Source organism: Pseudomonas sp. PDM04 (assembly GCF_014851765.1).
Taxonomy (GTDB): domain Bacteria; phylum Pseudomonadota; class Gammaproteobacteria; order Pseudomonadales; family Pseudomonadaceae; genus Aquipseudomonas.
On record NZ_JACVAI010000006.1, the window covers coordinates 391995 to 412596 of the forward strand.

A 20602-nucleotide genomic window follows, 5' to 3' on the forward strand; every position below is an offset into this window, starting at 1 on the left:
TCGCGTACTGCGTCCCTTGCTGGACCCGTACCGACGCTACCGTCATGCCAAATTGATCCACGCGGTGCGCGTGTCGCTGGGGTTGCTGGCGACCATCCTGCTGACCACCGGCATCAACCTGCCCCACGGCGAGTGGGCGTCGGTGACGATGCTGGTGGTGATCGGCGGTTTGCAACATCACGGCAACATCGGCAAGAAAGCCGCCGAGCGCGCCATCGGCACCTTGCTCGGCGCTTCGATCGGTCTGCTGCTGGTGGTGCAACAGGCCTGGCTCGGCCTGCCGTGGCTGACCTATTTCGCGATGGCCGTGATCTGCGGGTTCTTCTCCTACCACGCCATAGGCAAAGGCGGATACACCGCACTGCTGGCCGGCATCACTGTCTTCATCGTCGCCGGGCACGGTGACAACCCGGTCTCGGACGGGTTGTGGCGCGGTGTGGACATCCTGATCGGGATTGGGCTGGCGTTGGCTTTCTCCTTCGCCCTGCCCCTGTATGCGGTTTATTCCTGGCGTTACAACCTGGCCGATGCGCTGCGTGATTGCGCGGCCATTTACGGGCGGATCATCAGTGGCCAACCGGTCACCGACGACGAGCACGTGAAGCTGATCAATCGCCTGAACGTGGTGATGGTGCAATTGCGCTCGCTGATGCCCTCGGTGTCCAAGGAAGTGAAGATCTCCATGACCGAACTCGACGCGATCCAGCGTCATTTGCGCATGTGCGTGAGCACCCTGGAGATCCTTGCCAACACCCGACCCGATGCCAACGATCCCGACGCCATGGCTCACCTGCAATCGGCCTTGAAAGCCGAGCACCGGTTGATCCGCGTGCAACTGGTGGGCATGGCGCGGGCGCTGAAGTCCGGGGCGTTCCAGCGCCTGACCCGGTCCATTGAACCGCCCGTGGAATCGAGCCTGGATGAACCGGTCTATCACCCGCTCGACGGCTATCGATTATTGATCCGGCAGTTGGCCAATAACATCGGCGAGATGCGCCAGCGCCTGGCCAAGACTGCGCCGCGCTGGAGCATTTGATCAGGGTGCGACGGTCCGCCGGAACTTCAGGCTCCAACCTTGCTGCATGCCGGCGGCGGCCAGCAGAATCGCCGCGACCCCCACCCATTGCAGCACCTCCAGGCGATGGCCGAAGGCAAACCAGTCGACGAAAATCGCCGCAATCGGGTAGATGAACGACAACGCACCGGTCAGCGCGGTCGGCAATTTCTGAATCGCGCCGTACAGCAACACATACATCACACCGGTGTGAACGATGCCCAGGGTCACCAGGCTGGCCCAGGCACCCGGCGCTTGCGGCAACGTTGAAAAATGCGCAAAGGGTGCGAGCAGCAACACGCCGGTGCTGACCTGGATCAGCGCGATCAGGTGCGGCGGCGTGCCGGTCAGCCGTTTGATGATCAGCGCCGCAATCGCATACAGGAACGCCGCGCCCAGCGCCAGCAAGATGCCCAGCAGATAGTCATTGCCGGCTTCGCCCTGCTCGCCGTGGGCACTGACGATCGCCAGCATCCCGAGAAACGAAATGCCCAACCAGAACAGTTTCTGCAGGGTGATTTTTTCGTTGAGAAACAGCGCCGCCAAGCCGACCAGCATGAACGGCTGGACGTTGTACACCGCCGTGCCGATGGCAATCGAGGCGCGCGAGTAGGAGGCGAACAACAGCACCCAGTTACCGACAATCGCCACGCCGCTGAGCACTGCCAGCAGGAAGGTGGTGCGGGTCAGAATGCCCGGGCGCAGGAAACCGAACGCCGCGCAGATCAGCAACAACGTGCCGGCGCCGAACACGCAGCGCCAGAACACCACATCCAGCACCGGTTGACCGGACACCAGCACGAACCAGCCGATGGTCCCGGAAATCAGCATGGCGGCGGTCATTTCAAATGATCCGCGACGTAGGGTTTTGTCCATCATCAGACTCCTGTGTTTGAGCGCAAATTATGACAATCCGTGCCAGGGCTTCTCCAGCGCAAAAAGCAGGCTAAAATTGGCATCTGCCTTTTTTATCAAGGCAGTTTCGCCAAATTGCCTAACGGGGGTTCCGCCATGACCGACGATATCGACCAAGTGCTGATTACCGCGCTGATGGAGGACTCACGACGCTCGCTCAAGGCCCTGGCGAACCTCAGTGGCCTTTCTTCACCCAGCGTCGCCGAGCGTTTGCGCCGCCTCGAAGAGCGTGGCGTGCTCAAGGGCTACACCGTCGAAATCGACCCCAAGTGCTTTGGCTATCAACTCCAGGCCATCGTGCGGATCCGCCCGCTGCCGGGGCAGTTGCATGAAGTGGAGCGGCAGATCCAGGCGATTCCCGAGTTCACCGAATGCGACAAGGTCACCGGCGATGACTGCTTCATCGCCCGCCTGCATGTGCGCTCAATGGAACAGCTGGACACCCTGCTCGACCGCCTCAACAGCCACGCCGAAACCAACACCGCCATCGTCAAGAAAACCCCGGTCAAACGTCGCCTGCCCCCCATGGCCTGAGCCCTTGCACAAATCCCGGGCAATAAAAAACCCGCCGAAGCGGGTTTTTCATTGAAGGCTGAGATCAGTCGTCGCGGCCCATGATGCCGAAGATCTGCAACAGGCTGATGAACAGGTTGTAGATCGATACATACAGGCTGATGGTCGCCATGATGTAGTTACGTTCGCCGCCGTGAATGATGGCGCTGGTCTGGAACAGGATGCAGGCCGAGGAGAACAGCACGAAACCTGCGCTGATCGCCAGTTGCAGGCCGCTGATCTGGAAGAAGAAGCCCGCCACCACCGCAGCCAGCAACACGAAGAAGCCTGCAGTGATGAAGCCACTGAGGAAACTCATGTCCTTGCGGCTGATCAGCACGTAGGCCGACAGGCCACCGAACACCAGCGCCGTCATCGCGAACGCCGAACTGACGACTTCAGCACCGCCCTGCATGCCCAGGTAACGGTTGAGGATCGGGCCGAGAATGAAACCCATGAAGCCGGTCAGGGCAAACGCCGACACCAGGCCCCACGCGGAATCACGGAGTTTGTTGGTCAGGAAGAAAAGGCCGTAGAAACCGATCAGCACCACGAAAATGTTCGGGTAGCCGACACGCATCTGCTGGGCGACAAACGCCATCACGCCGCTGAATGCGAGGGTCAGCGCCAGTAGGCCGTACGTGTTGCGCAGGACGCGGCTAACCTCTAGCTGCTCAGCCTGCACGCTGTTATTCACTGCGTAATCCTGTTCGCGCATGGCGACACTCCTGTTGGTTTGAAACGTTCAGTCGCAAAGATCATAACAGACGCTCTGTAACAAGCTATGGGGAGAGTTTGACAGTGTGTTTCATTCAGGTATTATGGCGCCCGCAACGCAAACGGAGGTGTGGCCGAGTGGTTTAAGGCAACGGTCTTGAAAACCGTCGACTGTAACAGGTCCATGAGTTCGAATCCCATCGCCTCCGCCATCTTTATACGACAAAGCCCTGATTATTCAGGGCTTTGTCGTTTCTGGGGTTTGGAGTGTGTCGACCCGCTCAATGCATGGCATTCCACTCGTGCCGTTCTGTGTTGCTCTGCTAGGGTGGCGACCATTCAGGCGCAAGGAAGCAAAGAAAATGGAAGTGCGGAACTCGCTAGTGATGGCCCTTCTGGCATCGATAACCCATCAGGCCGTGGCAGCCGAAAATAACAACCCTTTCGAGGCCGCGTTGATGATCACCACCATTGTACCGTCGGTGATCGTATCGGGTGCCACGGCGCTCACCTCGGAAATTCCAGACAAACTCAAGTCCGCCAAAAGCGATGCCCTGGCATTCATCGGCTCAGAGGGCGAGATCCGTGGAGCGGAGTTCGAGCAGGCCTCCCGGTACTACCGCGCGACCTATCGCCCGCCCCTGATGTCAGATCATCAACTGGCCCTGGCGATCGCCACTTCGCGCTGAGCCTTCGGGCCTTTACTCTGCCACGGCAGCTTGCCGCTCGGGACGTCACCGACTTCGAGCGCCGCGAAACTCGCTGGGTGTTACGCCCACTTCGCGACGAAACACCTGGGAGAAATGACTGGGACTCGAATAGCCGACCTCCAACCCGACTTCGATGACGCTGCGGCCGGTTTCGAGCAACAGTTGCCGTGCGCGCGCCATGCGCAGGCGGATGAAATACTGGGACGGCGACAGCCCCGTCGCGCGCTTGAACATACGGCTGAAATGGTACTCGCTGAGTTCGGCAAGCCCTGCCAGCCTGGCCAGGCTGAACTCATCGCCCAGCTCCGCGCTCATTGCATCGATGACCTTGCGCAGCTTGTACGCCTGTAACGCGTTGACCCGGCGCCCTGCTTGAATGTCCGCCAGATAGGTGCGCACGAGATGCACGGCCAGCGCCTGTGCCAGCGATCGGGCGAAAAGGCTGCTGGGTGAGCGTTCTTCAACCCATTCCACGCGCAACTGCTCCATGACAAACGCGACTCGCTCATCCCGAGCACCTGAGACATCGCGCAAATGCACTGCCCCGGCGTGATGCCCCAGCAGTTCCCTCGACGCCTGCTCGATCAGTGGCAAGCCCAGGTAAAGGTGCATGACGTCGAAGGTCTCGCCCCCCTGAGTCTGCCAGCGCATTTCATAGGGCTCATCGGTACTGGTCAGGAAGAAGTCGCCTGCCATGACATCTGCCGCTTCCCATTCCCCACCCAGAGCGCGCTCCTCGACTTTCGCCGCCCCTGCCAGGACCAGTACGAGCAGCGGCTCCACCACTGCAGGTACCAGGATCGGATCAATGACGCTGCGATGGGTAAACAGCTGAATCACGATGTCCTTGAGTTCCGGATGCGGCGGTACAGCCTGCGGCTCGCCTGGCAGGTACTCACCCATCGACTCGGCGGTGATGCGCAAGCCTGCACAGGAGGTCGAAACTCGCTCCAAAGGCTTGAACCTGTTACTTGCCATGAACGTATCCTTTTCCGTATTCGGTTGTGCAAAGCCAGACAGGCTTCAACGTCTCCAGGCGCCCGGGCGACGCTTGTGCGAAATGGTTGGATGGATGATATCGGGCTTTTCTCGTCGTTGAACGAAGCGTCAAACACTCCTCCTGCCACATGCGACGCAAAACTCCGACAGTTCAGGCAAGCCTCCGAAAGCCACCTCCCCCGTGTTGCGAGACAGTCAACCTGTCGCCGGCAACAGCGCCTTGCGGGCGCCGGCCGGCCTATCCCTGACGGGATCCAACACTGGAGAACATCATGACCGATATCAAGAACAGCACGCCAAACGAAGTCGCCGGTAAAGTCGCCCTGGTCACGGGCGCAGCCAGTGGCATTGGCAGGGCGATCGCGCTTTTGCTGCACGCCCGCGGCGCCAAGGTCGTCGCCGAAGATCTGAACCCTGCGGTCGAGGAACTGGCTCGCCCAGGCCTGGTGCCACTGGTCGCCGACATCACCCAGGACGGTGCCGCGGAGCGCGCGGTCGCGTTGGCCGTGGAGCAGTTCGGTCGACTGGACATCCTGGTCAATAACGCCGGCATCATCATTAACAAGCTGGTCATCGACATGATCCGCGAGGACTGGGAGCGCATACAAGCGGTCAATGCCACGGCGGCTTTCCTGCACAGCCGCGAAGCGATCAAGGCGATGATGCCGAACAAATCCGGCTCGATCGTCAACATCGCGTCCTACGCCTCCTACTTCGCCTTTCCTACCATCGCAGCCTACACCGCCTCCAAGGGTGCGCTTGCCCAACTGACGCGCACCCTGGCGCTCGAAGTCATCGCCCATGGCATTCGTGTCAATGCCGTCGGCGTGGGGGATGTGGTCACCAACATCCTCAATGACGTGGTCGATGATGGCCCTGCATTTCTGGCCAAACACGGCGAAGCCGCGCCTATCGGCCGCGCAGCGCAACCGGAGGAAATCGCCGAAGTGGTCGCCTTCATCGCCTCGGATCGGGCCAGTTTCCTGGTGGGTTCAGTCGTCATGGCCGACGGCGGCATGACCGTCACGGCGGGCTGAGCAGCACAGGCAGATCTGCCCGCTATGAACGGATGGGCAACTACATCCAGTACTGGGGCGACAGCAGCTTCACCGCCGATGGGCACTTTCATGACGATGCGCTCTATCGCGCCGGCATGATTCCGAATGCCGACCGGCGTGACAAGCTCACTGAAGCATTCGCGCCTTAATCAAAGGCACCGTTGAGCACTTCGTAAATGAGGCCGGTAGCAATTGCGACCAGGATCAAATCGGTGCCCGCTTGCTGCCATTCGTAGCCGTCGTAATGAGGAAGCCTGCCCAGCAACCGGCCATCCAGCTTCTTGGCAATCCCCGGCGGCAGCGGCTTTCCTCGGGCAAGGTTCTTCTGTATTCCGGGTGGCAGCGAAGGACCGGGGCTCCAGTAATCCTTATAGCCATTGAGCACACCCAGGACGCCACCCCGATCGATGACCGGCGCACGGTCCCAATCGCCCGCGTTGGCGCCCTTGCCTTTGCCACCCTGATTGCCGTGCGCCTGACTGTTCTGGGCACCGCCCTTGCCGTTTCCTTGCCCTTTGCCATTGCCCGGATCGGCCCATGCCGTCACAAAGCCCAAGGCGACTGCCAGACAGGTAACAGAGACTACGAGAAAGCGAGCGCTAGACATTGAACGTCCTCTTGAAAAGGGAGTGCTTCCTGCAATGTAGACGTTATTGCTGACCCAGGGTGCGGCCTACGCCCGAGACTTCGACCGACACGCCTGGGCCGCGCACTAACTGACGCAATTGAGCAAAGCCCCTGGTTGATGACGTCGTGAAGGTATTGGAGCCATCACCGGCCCTAACAAAAGCCGCCCCTGCGCCCCACCCTGTGGCATTCGGTAACGAATCGCGCCCCTTCAGTGCACTCGACGCCTGAAAAACCGCATTACCACAACAAAAAACCATCAATCGAGCGCCAAAACCAATAGTTGGCACGATTTTAGGTTAACTACAAATACAGGATTGTTGAACAATCATGCTCACTTCAACTGCGTTGAGAAACCGAGGATACGAACATGCAAAAAGGTCTGATGGGCAAAAATACCCGTTTCGCATTGGCAATCGCCCTGTCTTGCGTGGCGCCGCTGCTGTCGGCGGCAGAGAGCAAGGGCACGCTCAAGCCCGGAGAGCTGTCGATCGGTTCCGACCTGACCTATCCGCCCTACACCTATCTGGAGCAAAAGCAGCCCAGCGGCTTTGATCCCGAGTTCATGCAGTTGATGGGCAAGCAATTGGGGCTGGAGCCGCGCTTCCTCGACACCCGCTTTGCCAACCTGATCCTGGGCGTCAATGCCCAGCGCTTCGACGTGGTCGCCTCGGCGCTGTATGTCACCCCGGAGCGCGCCAAGCAGGTGGATTTCATCAGTTACCTGAAGACCGGCTCCTCGCTGATGGTGCTCAGCGCCAGCGACTTCCGCCCGCAGCGCCCGGAAGACCTTTGCGGCAAGCGCGTGGGCTCGATCAAGGGCGCTTCCTGGGTGCCCAAGCTCAACAAGGTTTCCGCCGAGTATTGCGTTGCCTCCGGCAAGCCGGCGATCCAGTCCCGCGAGTTCCCGACTTCCCCCGAGGCCGCTCAAGCGCTGCTGGCCAAGGCCGTGGATGTGCAGATGGAAGACCCCGCCGTCGCCAAGATCATCGTGGAAAAACTGCAGGGCAAAACCGTGATCAGCTCCAGCGAGTTGATCTACCCGGTGGTCATCGGGCTGGCGGTGCGCAAGGGCAACCAGGCGCTGCTGGATGAACTGAACTCGGCGCTTGCGCAGATCAAACAGGACGGCAGCTATGGCGAACTGCTGGCCCGCTACAACCTGGACGAGCCCAATGCCGGGGAAATCAATGCGGCGCTGGGCACCACCACCCCCTGAATACCGGCGCCGAGCGCATCCAGTAGCGGATTTACCGATTCTTTCCGGCGTGCGGAAAAATCACAGCAACGCGGAGTAAGTACATGCAATTCGATTGGTATTACACCCTGGGCCTGTTGTGGAACGGCGATTTCTGGCGGGCCGTGGCAACCGTGGTCGAACTGAGCCTGGAAACCTGGCTGCTGGGCATCGTCCTGGGCTTTTTCCTGGCCCTGGCGCGACAGTCGCAGCGGCGTTTGCTGCGGGATGCGGCCGGCCTCTATATCTGGTTTTTCCGTAGCCTGCCGCTGCTGGTGCTGCTGATCTTCGTCTACAACCTGCCCCAGGTGTTTCCGTCGACCAGTACGCTGCTGTCCAATCCCTATTCGGCCGGCCTGATTGCCCTGGTGCTCAGTGAAGCGGCGTACATCGCCGAGATTCATCGCGGCGGCCTGCTGGCGGTGGCCAAGGGTCAACTGGAAGCGGGCAAGGCCCTGGGCATCCGCTATCGCGGCGCGCAGCGGTTGATCGTGGTGCCCCAGGCGCTGCGGGTGGCCCTGCCGACGCTGGCCAACGAGTACATCACCATCGTCAAACTGACCTCGCTGGTCTCGGTGATCTCGCTGTCGGAAATCCTCCTGGTCGGCCAGCAGCTCTACACCCAGAACTTCCTGGTCATGGAGACCATGTTCGCGGTGGCCTTCTATTATGTGTTTATCGTCACCGTGTTCAGCCGCCTGTTGCGCCTGCTGGAAAACCACCTGGACGTGACCCGGCGCCAACCGAAGCGCGTCGCCCCGGTCGAACTCGGACAGGTAGCGACCCGTCGTGCCGCCGGCCAATCCGAGCCGGGCGAGTTTGCCCTGCAGGCGCGGGGCGTGCGCAAGGCCTACGGCGAGCTGGAAGTGCTCAAGGGTGTCGAGCTGAATGTCCGCTGGGGCGAAGTTGTGTCGATCATCGGTCCATCGGGCTCGGGCAAAACCACGCTGATCCGCACCATGAATGGCCTGGAAAGCCTGGATCACGGCGAAATCACCCTGCAAGGCCAACCGTTCCTGCGCGGCACGAAATCGCCAGAGGGTGCGTTGGGCAACAAGGTGCATATGCAGGGCATCGTGCACGTCGGGATGGTCTTCCAGGGCTTCAATCTGTTCCCGCACAAGACCGCCCTGGAAAACGTCATGCTCGCCCCGGTCTATCACGCCCATGGCGATGGCGAAGAGCTGCGCCTGTTGAGCCTGGCCCTGCTGCGCAAGGTCGGCATGCTTGAACATGCCGGCAAATACCCGCACCAGCTTTCCGGCGGTCAACAGCAGCGCGTGGCGATTGCCCGGGCGCTGGCAATGCGCCCTTCGGTGATGCTGTTCGACGAGCCGACCTCGGCTCTGGACCCGGAACTGGTCGGCGACGTACTGGCGGTGATCGAGGAGCTGGCCCGCGAAGGCATGACCATGGTGATCGTCACCCACGAAATGAACTTCGCCTTCAAGCTCTCCGATCGGGTGGTGTTCATGGAAGGCGGCGAGATTATCCAGAACGCCGCGCCGCGTGAAATGCTGGAGCAGCGCAGCGAGCGCATGACCAAGTTCCTCAAAGACGTACAACTGGCGTGAGCCGAGGGGACAAAACGGTGATTCAACCCAAGGAAAAAAGCCTGTCGCTGTCGGATCAGGTCGCCATCGAGCTGCGTGAAGACATCATCAACGGCCGCCTCTTGCCAGGCACGCCGCTGGTGGAAAGCGATCTGGTCAATGCCTACAACGCCTCGCGCAATACCGTGCGCGAAGCGTTGCACCAACTGGGTCGGGAAGGCCTGACCAGCTACGTGCGCAACAAGGGCGTGATGGTGCGCCGCATGGGCATCGACGACGTGCGCGACATCTTCAAGGTCCGTCGCACCCTCGAATTGCAGGCCATCGTCGCGAGCAAGCCGCTGCGCGAATACCAGTCCGACCTGATGCTGGAGGCCATCGAGGCGGCGCAACTGGCCCAGGACCGCGAGAATTGGCAAGCCTTCGGCACCCACAGCCTGCGCTTTCACCAACATATCGTGGGCCTGATGCGCAGCCCGCTCTTCGATGAATTCTTCACCCATGTCGCGGCCCAGATGCGCCTGGTGTTTTCCAGTGCGCCCAGCGAGGAAGCCTTCCAGAAACCCTGGCTCGAACGTGACCGGCATATTCACGACCTGCTGGGCGAAGGCCGCAAGAAAGAAGCCGAGGAAGCCATGAGCAGCTACCTCAACGACTCCGAACTCGTGCTGCTGGACATTCTGAGCAGCATCCCAAAACACTGAAAGAGAGGACACCCCATGTACAAGGATTATCCAGCGGCCTACCAGGTCAGCAAGGGCGCGGCACTGCAAGTCGACAAGGCCTTCTATGATCGCGTGCGCGAGTCCAGGGACAACCGCACCCTGGTCGAGCAGTTCGAAGTGCCGATCCGTACCGGTCGCGCCTGGAAGGTGCCGGCCGGCCATGTCTTTCGCGTCACCACCCCGGTCGGTCCGCAGGTTGGCGACTTCAACGTGTGGAGCGCCAACGACCCTCGCGAACGCATGTGGGCGGCCCGAACCCGCCAGCTGCAAGGCGCCCACGTCAGCACCTACGATCGCCTGTGGTCCAACCTGCCCTTCCTGCGGCCGATGGTCACCATCACCGATGACAGCCTGGCCCACTATGGCATCGACGAACACGGCGGTCGCCTGCATGACTTGCTCGGCACCCGCTGCGACCCTTATGTGAACAAGATGCTCACCGGCGAAGACTTTCACCACCACTGCCATTCGAACCTGACCCGCGCCGTGTTGCCCCACGGCCTGACCGAGTTCGACGTGCATGACGTGCTGAACATCTTCCAGTGCACCGGCCTCAATCACGACGACATGTACTTCATGAAGGCGTGCCCGGCGAAACAGGGCGACTACCTGGAGTTCTTCGCCGAAATCGATCTGCTGTGCGCGCTCTCGACCTGCCCGGGTGGCGACCTGTCACTGCCGATGTGGGGCCCGGATGCCGAGGATCCGCTGAAGGTCTGCCGCCCACTGGGCGTGGAAATCTACCGCCTCGACGCGTCACTGCTCGAAGGCTGGAAACAACCCGAGCGCGCCGCCTACAACGGCAACCACGGCCTGCTGATTCCAAAAGCCGAGTGGGAAAAGTAACGACAGGTTAAATTGACACTCGGGGCGCCCACCGGCCCCCGGGTATCTCGCAGCCTGGCTGCACAACCCAGGCAGGAGTCAAACACCATGAACACACCTTTACTGAACTGCGATATCGGCGAAAGCTTCGGCGCCTGGACCACCGGCCGCGACGCCGACATCATGCCCTTTATCGATTGCGCCAACATTGCCTGCGGCTTCCACGCCTCGGACCCCGGCACCATGCGCAAGACGGTTGCCCTGGCCCTGGCCCACGATGTCTGCATTGGCGCCCATCCAGCCTACCCGGACCTGGTCGGCTTCGGTCGCCGCTCCATGAGCTGCACGCCACAGGAAGTTGAAGACCTGATCCTTTACCAGATCGGTGCGCTGGAGGGCATTTGCCGCGCACAGGGCGGGCGCGTGCAATACGTCAAGCCACACGGCGCGTTGTACAACGACATGATGCGCGACGCCGCGCAACTGCGTGCGGTGTTCAAGGCCGTGGCCGCCTACGGCGGCGATTTGCGGCTGATGCTGATGGCCCAGCGCGACAACACCACGGCCCTGACCCTGAGCGCCGAGTTCGGCGTACCGCTGTGGTTCGAAGCCTTTGCCGATCGCGCCTACGACCCGGCCGGGCATCTGGTGTCGCGCAGCCTGCCCGGCGCCGTCCACCACGACGCGAATACCGTGATCGACCAGGCGCTGACCCTGGCACGTGGCGAAGCGTTGATTGCCACCGATGGCAGCGCCCTGCATCTGCAAGCCGATACCATTTGCGTGCACGGTGACAACGACAGCTCGATTGCCGCCGTTCAGCGCATTCGCCTGGCCCTCCAGGAGCTGCAAGACGCATGAAGATCCGCATCGAAATCGTCGCGGTCGACTGCCTGATGGTGCGCTTGTTCGACAGCATCGACGAAGCCCACATGCCCTGGTTGCTGGCCGCTTCCCGGCGTCTGCACGAATGTTTTGGCCAGCGGCTGATCGACCTGGTCCCCTCCTACACCACCTTGATGGTGCATTACGATCTGCAGCAACTTCAGGCGAGCGAGGCCCGGCAACTGATCGCCCAGGCCCTCGACGACCTGCAACCGGATACGCGTGGCAGTGGCCGCACCCACAGCCTGCCCACTTGGTACGACCCTCGGGTGGGTCCCGAGCTGAAATTGCTGGCAGACCGCAGCGGGCTGTCGATCAATCAGGTCATCGAACGCCACAGCGGCCACGAATACCAGGTGTTTGCCCTGGGCTTCGTCCCCGGTTTTGCCTTCATGGGCCTGGTCGATGAAATCCTCGCCAGCCCGCGCCTGAACACCCCGCGCAAACGAGTGGCCGCCGGCAGCGTCGGCATTGCCGAACGCCAGACCGCTGCCTACCCACAGGTTTCGCCCGGCGGCTGGAACCTGATCGGGCGCACGCCGGTTCGGCTGTTCGATCACGCCCTGGAAGGTTACAGCCTGCTGCATCCGGGTGATCGGGTACGTTTCGAAGCGGTCAGCCATGTCGAATTCATCCGCCTGGGCGGCGACGACACACCTTTGGAGGCACAGCCATGAGTGGCCTGCTGGTAGAGCGCAGCACCCCTTTGGTCCTGTTGCAGGACGGCGGCCGCTTCGGGATTCGCCATCTGGGCGTCACCCAGGGCGGCGCCACCGACTGGATCTCCATGTCCTGGGCCAATTGGCTGCTCGGCAATGCACTGGACGCCGCCGTGATCGAAATCACCCTCGGCGGCCTCAGCCTGATTGCCGAGCAGGATGCCTGCCTGGCCCTGGCCGGGGCCGACCTTGGCGCCAGGCTCGACGACCAGCCACTGCAACCCTGGAGCAGTTTCCTCGTGCGCCGTGGCCAACACCTGGTGTTCAACCAGCCGGTCCAGGGCGCGCGCGCCTACCTGGCGGCCCCCGGTGGTTTCGATGCGACGCCGGTCATGGGCAGCAAGTCCACCGTCTGCCGGGAGGGCCTGGGCGGTCTCGACGGCTCGGGGCTTGCGCTGGCGGCGGGCCAACGCCTCACCTGGTCCGGGACCTCGCCGGCACCGCGCAAACTGGACGCCGACCGGATACCCGACCTGAGCGCGACCAGGCCCCTGGAGACCGTACTGGGTGCGCAAATCGCCGATTTCGCCGGACAAAGCCTGTTCGATGCGTTCAACAGTCCCTGGCAAGTCGACTCGAGGGCCGATCGCATGGGCGTGCGCCTGCTCGGCACGCCCTTGCATTATCAGGGCAAGCCGCTGATCTCCGAAGGCATCCCCCTGGGGGCTATCCAGGTTCCGCCGGACGGCCAGCCGATCATCCTGCTCAACGATCGCCAGACCATCGGCGGCTATCCGCGCCTGGGCGCCCTCACCCCAGGCTCACTGGCTCGCCTGGCGCAGTGCCTGCCAGGCACCGAACTGCGGTTATCACCTGTGGTCCAAGACGTTGCGCAAGAGCAACATCGACGCTTGCTGGCCCAGTGGCAGTAACGCAAACCTATCCCTCCACGCCCGGTTTCAGGGCGTGGCGGTGCAACCCCAGTTCCCTGCGCGCTCCTTTTGCATCTGCCAGCCATTCAGCAAACACGGTGCTAGGCTGTCCTGATTACCGAGGATTTTCAATGCCAAATTCCGACCTGCTGCCGACCCTGCTGTTCAAGATCAACGAGAACCAGCTCGCCCTGGAAGCGGCCGTCATGGAGCTGGCGAACTGGGCTGAGCAACACGGTGCCAAGGACATTGCCGAGAACGTGCATGTCGCCCTGGACGTCATCGACAGGAATGAAGAGTTCATCAAGCTGGCGCTTGCGGTGGTGATGGCGCCGGAATGAATAACGGCGCGAGACGGCAAAGGCCGAAACCTCTGCGACCAAAGAAACAAGCCCACCCTGACCAGTTGCGGCCACTCAGCATTTCTCTGAAACAGCTGGCAGGGCGAACGATTGAACCTTATGCCTGTCCGGCCTCCTCGTATATCAGCCATTCCCTGATGCCCGCCAGCCATTCTTCCCGGGTGCACCGCAAAACCTTATCACCGGCAGCCAACGAACCGGTGGCGACAACCTACGGTGCCTCTTTTTCAAACGCCGCATCAGGCGCAAGAATTTCCTCGAGGAAGTCGATGAACACATTGATCCGACTGGAACCCCGGTGATTGGGCAAATACAGCGCGTTGATGCAACTGCTCGCACTGCCGGGGTTGACTTCGTAGTGCTCCAGCAACCGCGTCAAGCGCCCTGCGGCAACGTCGTCGCGCACCAGCCAGTCGGCGAGCAGGGTCACCCCGCTCCCTTTGATGGCCGCCTCGCGCAGGATGTCGGCATTGTTGCTTTGCAGACGGCCCTGGACATTGAGCTGGATGCTGTCCTCGCCCCCCTGGAACGTCCAGTGCTGATGTGAACCGCCGTAGTCGAAACGCAGGCATTGATGCTCGAGCAAATCGCGCGGATGACAGGGGGTCGTATGGCGGCTCAGGTAATCCGGGCTGGCCACCACCCAGCGCTGGAAGGCCCCGACCCGCTTGCTGACGATGTCCTCGCTGACTACCGAGGAACCGAGACGCACCGACACGTCAATCTGCTCACTCAGCAGGTCGCCGACCTGATCGCTCAACGATACGCTGATCTCCAGCCCGGGGTGACGGTCGAGCAATCGGTCCAGGTGTGGAGCGATGATGCGACGACCGAACTCGACGGGGACGCTGATGCGCAGGCGTCCCTGCGCATCGCTGCCGCGGTCGGCGACCACGGCATCGGCTTCGTCGATGGCTTCGAGAATGGCCACGGCCTTCTCGAAATAGGCTTGCCCGGCAACGGTTACGCTGGTGTTGCGGGTCGTGCGGTTGAGCAGGCTGGCACCCAGTTCGTGTTCCAGCCCCGCCACCTGGCGCGTGACCGAAGAGGTCGAGATACCGAGCTTGCGCGCCGCCGAGGAATAACCGCCGCAACGTACGGTTTCAACAAACATCTTCAGTGCCAGCAACTTGTCCATCAGCGGGGTCCGGTCGATAGGGAACGGTGCTGATTGTGCATCACCGTTCGCCGGACGTCTTGTACGACCGTGCTTGACCGCCAGACAATCAGGCATCGGCCTTGCGCCCCAGGAACATCACCAGCGCCAGCGCTGGAAGCAATGCCACGGCCATGGCCGACAGCTGCCAGCCGACGTGTTCGTACAGCGGACTGGCCACCAGCGACCCCAGTGCGCCGCCGACGAAGATGCTGGTCATGTACACGGCGTTGAGTCGAGCGCGGCTGTGCGGGTCGATGGCGTACACCTCGCGCTGGCCCAGTACCATGTTCAGTTGCACGGCGAAATCCAGCAGCACCGCACACACCACCAGCCAGAGGTAGCTGCTGCCCGGCAAGGCTCCGATCAACAACGAGGCCGGTGCCAGCAACAGGGCGACCAGCGTCCCGCGACGGCTGTGACCGGCATCCGCCAGGCGACCGGCAATCGGCGCAGCGACAGCCCCCACCGCCCCCACCAGGGCGAACAGCGCCACCTGCGACTGGCTGAAACCGTGGTGACGCATCAACTCGATAGGCGCAAGGGTCCAGAACAGGCTGAAGCTTGCGAACAACAGTCCCTGGTACAACGAGCGTTGACGCAGCAGCGAATGACGACGCACCAGCGCAAATACCGAGCCGATCAGCGCCGCGTAGGTCGCCTGGTGCGTCGGCACACGGCGTGGCAATGCAACGGCAGTGATCAGGGCAATGAGTGTCATCAACGCCGCCGCGCTGAAAAACACCCCGCGCCAGCCAAACGCTTCCACCAGCAGGCTGGACAGCGGCCGCGACAACAGAATGCCCAGCAACAGGCCGCTCATGATGTTGCCGACCACACGACCACGGGTAGCTTCTGGTGCCAGGTGCGCCGCCAACGGCACCAGGATCTGCACCGCCACCGAGGTGAGGCCGATCAACAGGGAGAACACCAGGAACATCGACGGAGAATGGGTCAGCCCGGCGCACAGCAGCGTCACGCTCGCGGCGAGGGTGAAGCCCACCACCAGACGGCGGTTCTCCATCAGGTCGGCCAGCGGCACCAGCAGCAACAGGCCCAGCGCGTAGCCAAACTGGGTCAGTGACACGATCAGGCTGGCGTTGGCACTGGACAGGCCGATCTGTGGCGCGATCAGTTCGACGATCGGTTGTGCGTAATACAGGTTGGCCACGACCGCGCCACAGCAAAACGCCAGGAACGCGACCATCAGACCGGAGAGCGAAGCAGGCTGTTCGGCCTTGACCGCTGCTGCAGGGTTGCCCGTATGCATGATGACACCTCATTGAGTGGGGAAAGTGAAGGCAAGGCTACGGGCCCCGCTCGACACCGAGAATGGGTGCCTGGAGCAAGGCAGTGATGCGCCATCCGCAACGGTGCAGGCGTTGCTGTTGGCGCAAAGCGCTGTTGCGCGACCTGGCAATACTCCGGCGCTGCCGCCTCCTCTACCTTTGGGCAACTGGCGCAGGGCTTTCCACCGGCGCCCTGACCCGACCGCTCGAGGAGCCGATCATGACGTTGCCTGCCGCTTCACTCCCGCGCTTCAAACTCACATGAAGGGCCACCTGATGAAGTCCAGGCGGCTGTGGACTGGCGTCGCCGCCCTCGCGCTCATGGGTGCAACCGGCGCGGCGATGCTGATGTGGCGCCCGGCAATCGCGCCCATCGAGCGCCCGCAGCGGTTCGACGCCGCGCAAGTGCAACGCGGTGCGCGTGTGGTCGAGGCCGGCGATTGCGCGGTGTGCCATACGCGACCCGGTGGCCAATACCTGGCGGGAGGGCTGCCGCTGGTGACGCCGTTCGGCACGCTCTACAGCACCAACATCACCCCAGACCCGCAGACCGGCATCGGTTCATGGTCGCTGCCGGCGTTTGAACGCGCGATGCGTGAAGGGATCTCCCGCGATGGCCATTTCCTCTACCCGGCCTTTCCCTACGTGCACTACCGGCGCATGACCGACGCCGACATCGCCGATGCCTACGCGTACTTGATGAGCGGCCCGGCCGTGGACTCACCCGCGCAACAGAACCACATGAACTTCCCGATGAACATTCGCCCGCTGGTGTCGTTCTGGAACCTGCTGTTCCTCCATGGCGACGTTCTGACGCCGGCGGCGCAACAGCCCTCGGCCTGGAATCGCGGCCGTTACCTGGTCGACGGCCCCGGACACTGCGGCGGCTGCCATTCGCCGCTGAACCTGATCGGTGCCGAACAATCCGGCGAATACCTCGCAGGCGGCAGCGTCGATGGCTGGGATGCGCCTTCGTTGCTGGGCATGGCCCGTCGGGCAAACCCATGGCGCCAGGATCAGCTGGTCCGCTATCTGCGGGCGGAGGTGGTCGAGGGGCACGGCACCGCGGCGGGGCCGATGCGTCCCGTCAGCCTCGGCCTGGCGCGCCTGCCGATCAGTGATGCACAGGCCATTGCCGAGTACCTGCTGAGCCTGCAATCCGTGGCGACGGTGAAGGAAATCCACGCCGATGCCACGAACGTTGCCGCCACCGACCAGAGCCCTGGCGCCCTGCTGTTCAGCAGTTCATGCGCCGGCTGCCATGTCTCGGCAGCGCCCATGCGCGTGATCGACGGCCGCCCCGCGCTGGCTCACACGTCGGCATTGCAAAGCCCGAGCGCGCGCAACTTCCTGAAAACCGTGCTCGAAGGCATACCCGCCATCCCGGGCGAGCCCGGCCCGGTCATGCCGCCATTTGCAGCCAGCCTGGACAACCAACAGCTCACGGCCCTGGCGTCGTACCTGCGCCAGCAAGCCACACCCGGCCAGCCATGGACCGATCTTTCTTCCACGATTGAAGCACTGCGTCAGGAGGCGAAATGACTCAACTCACGCTCAACGTCAACGGCTCGGCCAAGGCCCTGGAGCTGGAACCGGACATGCCGCTGCTCTATGCCCTGCGCAATCACCTGGGCCTCAACGGTGCCAAGTACGGTTGCGGCCTGGGCCAGTGCGGCGCCTGCACCGTCATGGTCGATGGCCAACCGGTTTTTTCCTGCGTGACACCCTGCGCGGGCCTGGAAGGCAAGCAGGTTCGAACCGTTGAAAGCCTCGGTTCCGCCGAGCGGCCCGGCCCGTTGCAGCAAGCCTTTATCGACAAGCAGGCCGCCCAGTGCGGCTACTGCATCGCCGGCATGCTGATGCGGGCCCAGGCATTGCTGGAACAGAACCCGCACCCGGACGAACAGACCATTCGCCAACACATGGCCGTCAACCTGTGCCGTTGCGGCACCCACCTGCGGATCATCGAGGCGATCAGCCTCGTGGCCGGCCACACCGGGAGTGCAGCATGACCCAGGCGCCAGCACTCAACCCCAGTCGCCGGGCTTTCCTGCGCGGCAGCGCCCTGCTGATGGCGTTTACCCTGGTACCGGCTGCGCGTCGGGCATGGGCCGACAGCGAAGTCGATACCCTCGGCACCGTCGTGCTGGCGCCGGACCTGCCCGGCAGCCTGCGCACCAATCCCTACCTCGATGCCTGGATTCGCGTGGATCCTGACGGCATCACCGTCTATACCGGCAAGGTCGAATTGGGTACCGGCGTCAAAACCGCATTGCTGCAAATCGCCGCCGAACGCCTGGAAGTGTCCCCGACAGCCATCACCCTGATGACGGCCGACACCGCCCTGACGCCCAACGAAGGCTACACCGCCGGCAGCCACAGCATCTTCGACAGCGGAACGGCGTTGTTCAACGCGGCGGCCCAGGTGCGTGAGTTGCTGTTGGACTCCGCCGGACGCACCTGGGGCGTCGCACCGGTATTGTTGAGCACTGCCGAAGGCGTCATACACGGCCCCGGCGGGCAACGGATGGCCTACGCCGACGCGGTCAAAAACGTCGACCTGCACCTTTACGCCAAGGCCGAGTCGCCGAGTATGCCGCCGACCGCGTTCAAGCTCATCGGCCACTCGCTGCAACGGCTGGATATCCCGGCCAAGGTCAGCGGCGGTCCCGCCTTCGTTCAGGACATTCGCCTGCCGGGCATGCTGCATGCCCGGGTCATCCGCCCGCCTCGTCCCGGCTGCACACTGCTGGCATTCGACACGCAAGCGATCGAGGCGTTGTCCGGCGTGGTGCACGTCATGCGTGACGGCAATTATCTGGCCGTCGTCGCCCGTGACGAGTGGCAAGCCATCAAGGCCATGCGCGAGGGATACGCGTCGGCGCAATGGAGCGGTGGCCAGGCAATCCCCGAGTCCCGGGACATCCATGCCTTGCTCGAACGCCTGCCTTCACGCCGCTACCCGATCAGCCATGAAGGCACACCTCAGGCGGCAACCGAGCTGGGCTATCGGGCCCGGGTGACCAAGCAATACCTGATGCACGGTTCCATCGGCCCGTCCTGCGCGGTGGCCTGGTTCAAGGACGGCAGCTTGACGGTCTGGACCCACAGCCAGGGCGTCTACCCGCTGCGCGCCGGCATCGCCGAAATGGTCCGGCTGCCGCCCGAGCGCGTTCGCTGTATCCACGCCGAAGGTTCCGGCTGCTACGGCCACAACGGCGCCGACGATGCAGCGGCGGACGCAGCGCTGATTGCCATGCGCATGCCAGGCACGCCGGTGCGGGTGCAGTGGATGCGCGAACAGGAAAATCTCTGGGAGCCCTACAGCTCGGCGATGGTCAGCGAAGTGCAGGCCAATCTGGATGCGCAGGGTCGATTGCAGGACTGGAACTACGAGCTGTGGACGACGCCGCACAACGAGCGCATCGTCAATGCCGGCCGGCTGCTGCCGGCGCGACTGCTGGCGCGGCCCTTTGCCTCCGCGCCCTCGGTGCCCATCGCCCAGCCTGAAGGCGACGGCGATCGCAATGCCGTGCCGTTGTACACGCTGGCCTCCACGCGCATCGACATGAACTTCGTGACCCAGATGCCGTTTCGTACCTCGGCCATGCGTTCGCTGGGCGCGCACATCAACATTTTTGCCATCGAGTCCTGCCTGGATGAATTGGCCGCCAAAGCCGGGATCGATCCCCTCGCCTTGCGTCTGGCTCACCTGACGGACCCACGGGCTCGGGCGGTGATCGAGCGTGTACGCGACGCCATCGGATGGCCGCAAAAGAGTGCCGAGCCTGGCGCGGGGATCGGCCTGGCGTTCGCCCGCTACAAGAACATCATGGGCTATTGCGCGATTGCAGTACGCCTGCGCGTCCATCCGCAGACCGGCGAGGTGCAAATCGATCAGGTCGTCACGGCAGTCGACGTCGGACAGATCGTCAACCCCGACGGCCTGCGCAACCAGGTGGAAGGCGGGATCGTGCAGTCCACCAGTTGGACGCTCTACGAAAAAGTCGCCTATGACGCCGCCGGCATCCGCAGCTACGACTGGAGCGGCTACCCGATCCTGCGTTTTACGCAACTGCCGAAGAAGGTCGACATTCACCTGCTCGACCAACCCGGGCAGCCGTTTCTCGGTGCCGCCGAAATCGTCCAGGGACCGATGGCCGCCGCCATCGGCAATGCCGTGGCGAACGCCACCGGGCGGCGCTGGTTGAACCTGCCGCTGACCCGTTCGGAGCAGCCGGCCTGACCCGGCGCGACCGGGGGGCATGTCACGTTTCAATCGCACCCTTAGTGAAATTGAATTGGCGACCGCCCCGCCCGATCAACAATCATCGGCGCAGGCAATCC

22 protein-coding genes, 1 tRNA gene and 1 pseudogene are annotated in these 20602 nt (G+C 62.8%); 18 read left to right on the plus strand and 6 right to left on the minus strand.

Features of this window, described 5'->3' with window-relative positions; genetic code table 11:
• The first annotated feature begins 16 nt into the window (after positions 1 to 16).
• Positions 17 to 1036, plus strand: a complete 1020-nt coding sequence (locus IB249_RS23770) for an FUSC family protein (RefSeq protein WP_192308314.1) — start codon at positions 17 to 19, stop codon at positions 1034 to 1036.
• Here the strand turns inward: IB249_RS23770 and IB249_RS23775 are convergent, their stop codons facing one another.
• Positions 1037 to 1930: a DMT family transporter gene (locus IB249_RS23775; protein WP_192308180.1), complete on the minus strand. Its 894-nt coding sequence runs from the start codon at positions 1928 to 1930 to the stop codon at positions 1037 to 1039.
• A 135-nt stretch (positions 1931 to 2065) separates the two neighbouring features.
• On the opposite strand from IB249_RS23775, the gene IB249_RS23780 reads away from it, so the two are divergent.
• Positions 2066 to 2503: an Lrp/AsnC family transcriptional regulator gene (locus IB249_RS23780; protein WP_192308181.1), complete on the plus strand. Its 438-nt coding sequence runs from the start codon at positions 2066 to 2068 to the stop codon at positions 2501 to 2503.
• Positions 2504 to 2567: 64 nt separating this feature from the next.
• Here the strand turns inward: IB249_RS23780 and IB249_RS23785 are convergent, their stop codons facing one another.
• Entirely contained in the window at positions 2568 to 3239 is a 672-nt protein-coding gene (locus IB249_RS23785) for a Bax inhibitor-1/YccA family protein (protein WP_192308182.1), read from the minus strand.
• A gap of 123 nt (positions 3240 to 3362) precedes the next feature.
• Here IB249_RS23785 and IB249_RS23790 point away from each other — a divergent pair.
• A tRNA-Ser gene (locus tag IB249_RS23790) sits at positions 3363 to 3450 on the plus strand.
• Positions 3451 to 3600: 150 nt separating this feature from the next.
• The gene (locus IB249_RS23795; RefSeq protein ID WP_192308183.1) at positions 3601 to 3927 is read left to right on the plus strand and encodes a DUF2388 domain-containing protein; all 327 of its coding nucleotides are present in this window, start codon (positions 3601 to 3603) and stop codon (positions 3925 to 3927) included.
• 45 nt (positions 3928 to 3972) lie between these two features.
• Here the strand turns inward: IB249_RS23795 and IB249_RS23800 are convergent, their stop codons facing one another.
• Entirely contained in the window at positions 3973 to 4926 is a 954-nt protein-coding gene (locus IB249_RS23800) for a helix-turn-helix domain-containing protein (protein ID WP_225607160.1), read from the minus strand.
• A 293-nt stretch (positions 4927 to 5219) separates the two neighbouring features.
• Between IB249_RS23800 and IB249_RS23805 the strand changes: the two genes are divergently transcribed.
• Together IB249_RS23805 and IB249_RS23810 are read left to right on the plus strand one after the other, a co-directional pair.
• Complete coding sequence (locus IB249_RS23805) at positions 5220 to 5984, plus strand: SDR family NAD(P)-dependent oxidoreductase (protein WP_192308184.1); 765 nt, start codon at positions 5220 to 5222, stop codon at positions 5982 to 5984.
• Positions 5981 to 6154 carry an Atu4866 domain-containing protein gene (locus tag IB249_RS23810; RefSeq protein WP_225607182.1) on the plus strand — a complete coding sequence of 58 codons (174 nt, stop codon included), beginning with the start codon at positions 5981 to 5983 and terminating at the stop codon, positions 6152 to 6154. Before IB249_RS23805 ends, IB249_RS23810 begins: the two co-directional genes overlap by 4 nt.
• Here IB249_RS23810 and IB249_RS23815 read toward each other — a convergent pair.
• A complete protein-coding gene (locus IB249_RS23815) occupies positions 6151 to 6612 on the minus strand; it encodes an anti-virulence regulator CigR family protein (RefSeq protein WP_192308186.1) in 462 nt (153 codons plus the stop codon). The two genes, IB249_RS23810 and IB249_RS23815, sit on opposite strands and share 4 nt — an antisense overlap.
• Positions 6613 to 6661: 49 nt before the next feature.
• On the opposite strand from IB249_RS23815, the pseudogene IB249_RS30270 reads away from it, so the two are divergent.
• From IB249_RS30270 to IB249_RS23855, 9 genes and pseudogenes are all read left to right on the plus strand, one after another.
• Positions 6662 to 6863: pseudogene (locus IB249_RS30270) on the plus strand (DUF3077 domain-containing protein); the annotation flags it as partial.
• A 139-nt stretch (positions 6864 to 7002) separates the two neighbouring features.
• Complete coding sequence (locus IB249_RS23820; RefSeq protein ID WP_192308187.1) at positions 7003 to 7851, plus strand: ABC transporter substrate-binding protein; 849 nt, start codon at positions 7003 to 7005, stop codon at positions 7849 to 7851.
• A gap of 83 nt (positions 7852 to 7934) precedes the next feature.
• Positions 7935 to 9443 carry an amino acid ABC transporter permease/ATP-binding protein gene (locus IB249_RS30025; protein ID WP_192308188.1) on the plus strand — a complete coding sequence of 503 codons (1509 nt, stop codon included), beginning with the start codon at positions 7935 to 7937 and terminating at the stop codon, positions 9441 to 9443.
• A 17-nt stretch (positions 9444 to 9460) separates the two neighbouring features.
• Complete coding sequence (locus IB249_RS23830; protein WP_192308189.1) at positions 9461 to 10126, plus strand: GntR family transcriptional regulator; 666 nt, start codon at positions 9461 to 9463, stop codon at positions 10124 to 10126.
• Between the two features lie 15 nt (positions 10127 to 10141).
• Positions 10142 to 10993 (plus strand): urea carboxylase-associated family protein, encoded by an 852-nt coding sequence (locus IB249_RS23835; protein ID WP_192308190.1) that lies wholly within the window; start codon positions 10142 to 10144, stop codon positions 10991 to 10993.
• Positions 10994 to 11080: 87 nt separating this feature from the next.
• Positions 11081 to 11833 carry a 5-oxoprolinase subunit PxpA gene (locus tag IB249_RS23840; protein WP_192308191.1) on the plus strand — a complete coding sequence of 251 codons (753 nt, stop codon included), beginning with the start codon at positions 11081 to 11083 and terminating at the stop codon, positions 11831 to 11833.
• Positions 11830 to 12534, plus strand: coding sequence for a 5-oxoprolinase subunit B family protein (locus IB249_RS23845; protein WP_192308192.1), 705 nt, complete (start codon positions 11830 to 11832; stop codon positions 12532 to 12534). Before IB249_RS23840 ends, IB249_RS23845 begins: the two co-directional genes overlap by 4 nt.
• Positions 12531 to 13448, plus strand: a complete 918-nt coding sequence (locus tag IB249_RS23850; RefSeq protein ID WP_192308193.1) for a biotin-dependent carboxyltransferase family protein — start codon at positions 12531 to 12533, stop codon at positions 13446 to 13448. The genes IB249_RS23845 and IB249_RS23850 overlap by 4 nt, the downstream gene beginning before the upstream one ends.
• A 131-nt stretch (positions 13449 to 13579) precedes the next feature.
• Entirely contained in the window at positions 13580 to 13789 is a 210-nt protein-coding gene (locus IB249_RS23855; RefSeq protein WP_192308194.1) for a hypothetical protein, read from the plus strand.
• 232 nt (positions 13790 to 14021) lie between these two features.
• Here IB249_RS23855 and IB249_RS23860 read toward each other — a convergent pair whose 3' ends face one another.
• On the minus strand, positions 14022 to 14948 hold the full coding sequence (locus IB249_RS23860) for a LysR family transcriptional regulator (RefSeq protein ID WP_192308316.1): 927 nt from the start codon (positions 14946 to 14948) through the stop codon (positions 14022 to 14024).
• A gap of 88 nt (positions 14949 to 15036) precedes the next feature.
• On the minus strand, positions 15037 to 16236 hold the full coding sequence (locus IB249_RS23865; protein WP_192308195.1) for an MFS transporter: 1200 nt from the start codon (positions 16234 to 16236) through the stop codon (positions 15037 to 15039).
• A 295-nt stretch (positions 16237 to 16531) separates the two neighbouring features.
• Here IB249_RS23865 and IB249_RS23870 point away from each other — a divergent pair, with 295 nt between their 5' ends.
• Genes IB249_RS23870 through IB249_RS23880 form a run of 3 tightly spaced genes read left to right on the plus strand, consistent with a single transcriptional unit; the run spans position 16532 to position 20501 of the window.
• Complete coding sequence (locus tag IB249_RS23870; RefSeq protein ID WP_192308196.1) at positions 16532 to 17797, plus strand: cytochrome c; 1266 nt, start codon at positions 16532 to 16534, stop codon at positions 17795 to 17797.
• Positions 17794 to 18267, plus strand: coding sequence for a (2Fe-2S)-binding protein (locus IB249_RS23875; protein ID WP_192308197.1), 474 nt, complete (start codon positions 17794 to 17796; stop codon positions 18265 to 18267). Before IB249_RS23870 ends, IB249_RS23875 begins: the two co-directional genes overlap by 4 nt.
• Entirely contained in the window at positions 18264 to 20501 is a 2238-nt protein-coding gene (locus IB249_RS23880) for a xanthine dehydrogenase family protein molybdopterin-binding subunit (protein WP_192308198.1), read from the plus strand. The genes IB249_RS23875 and IB249_RS23880 overlap by 4 nt, the downstream gene beginning before the upstream one ends.
• Positions 20502 to 20602 lie beyond the last annotated feature (101 nt).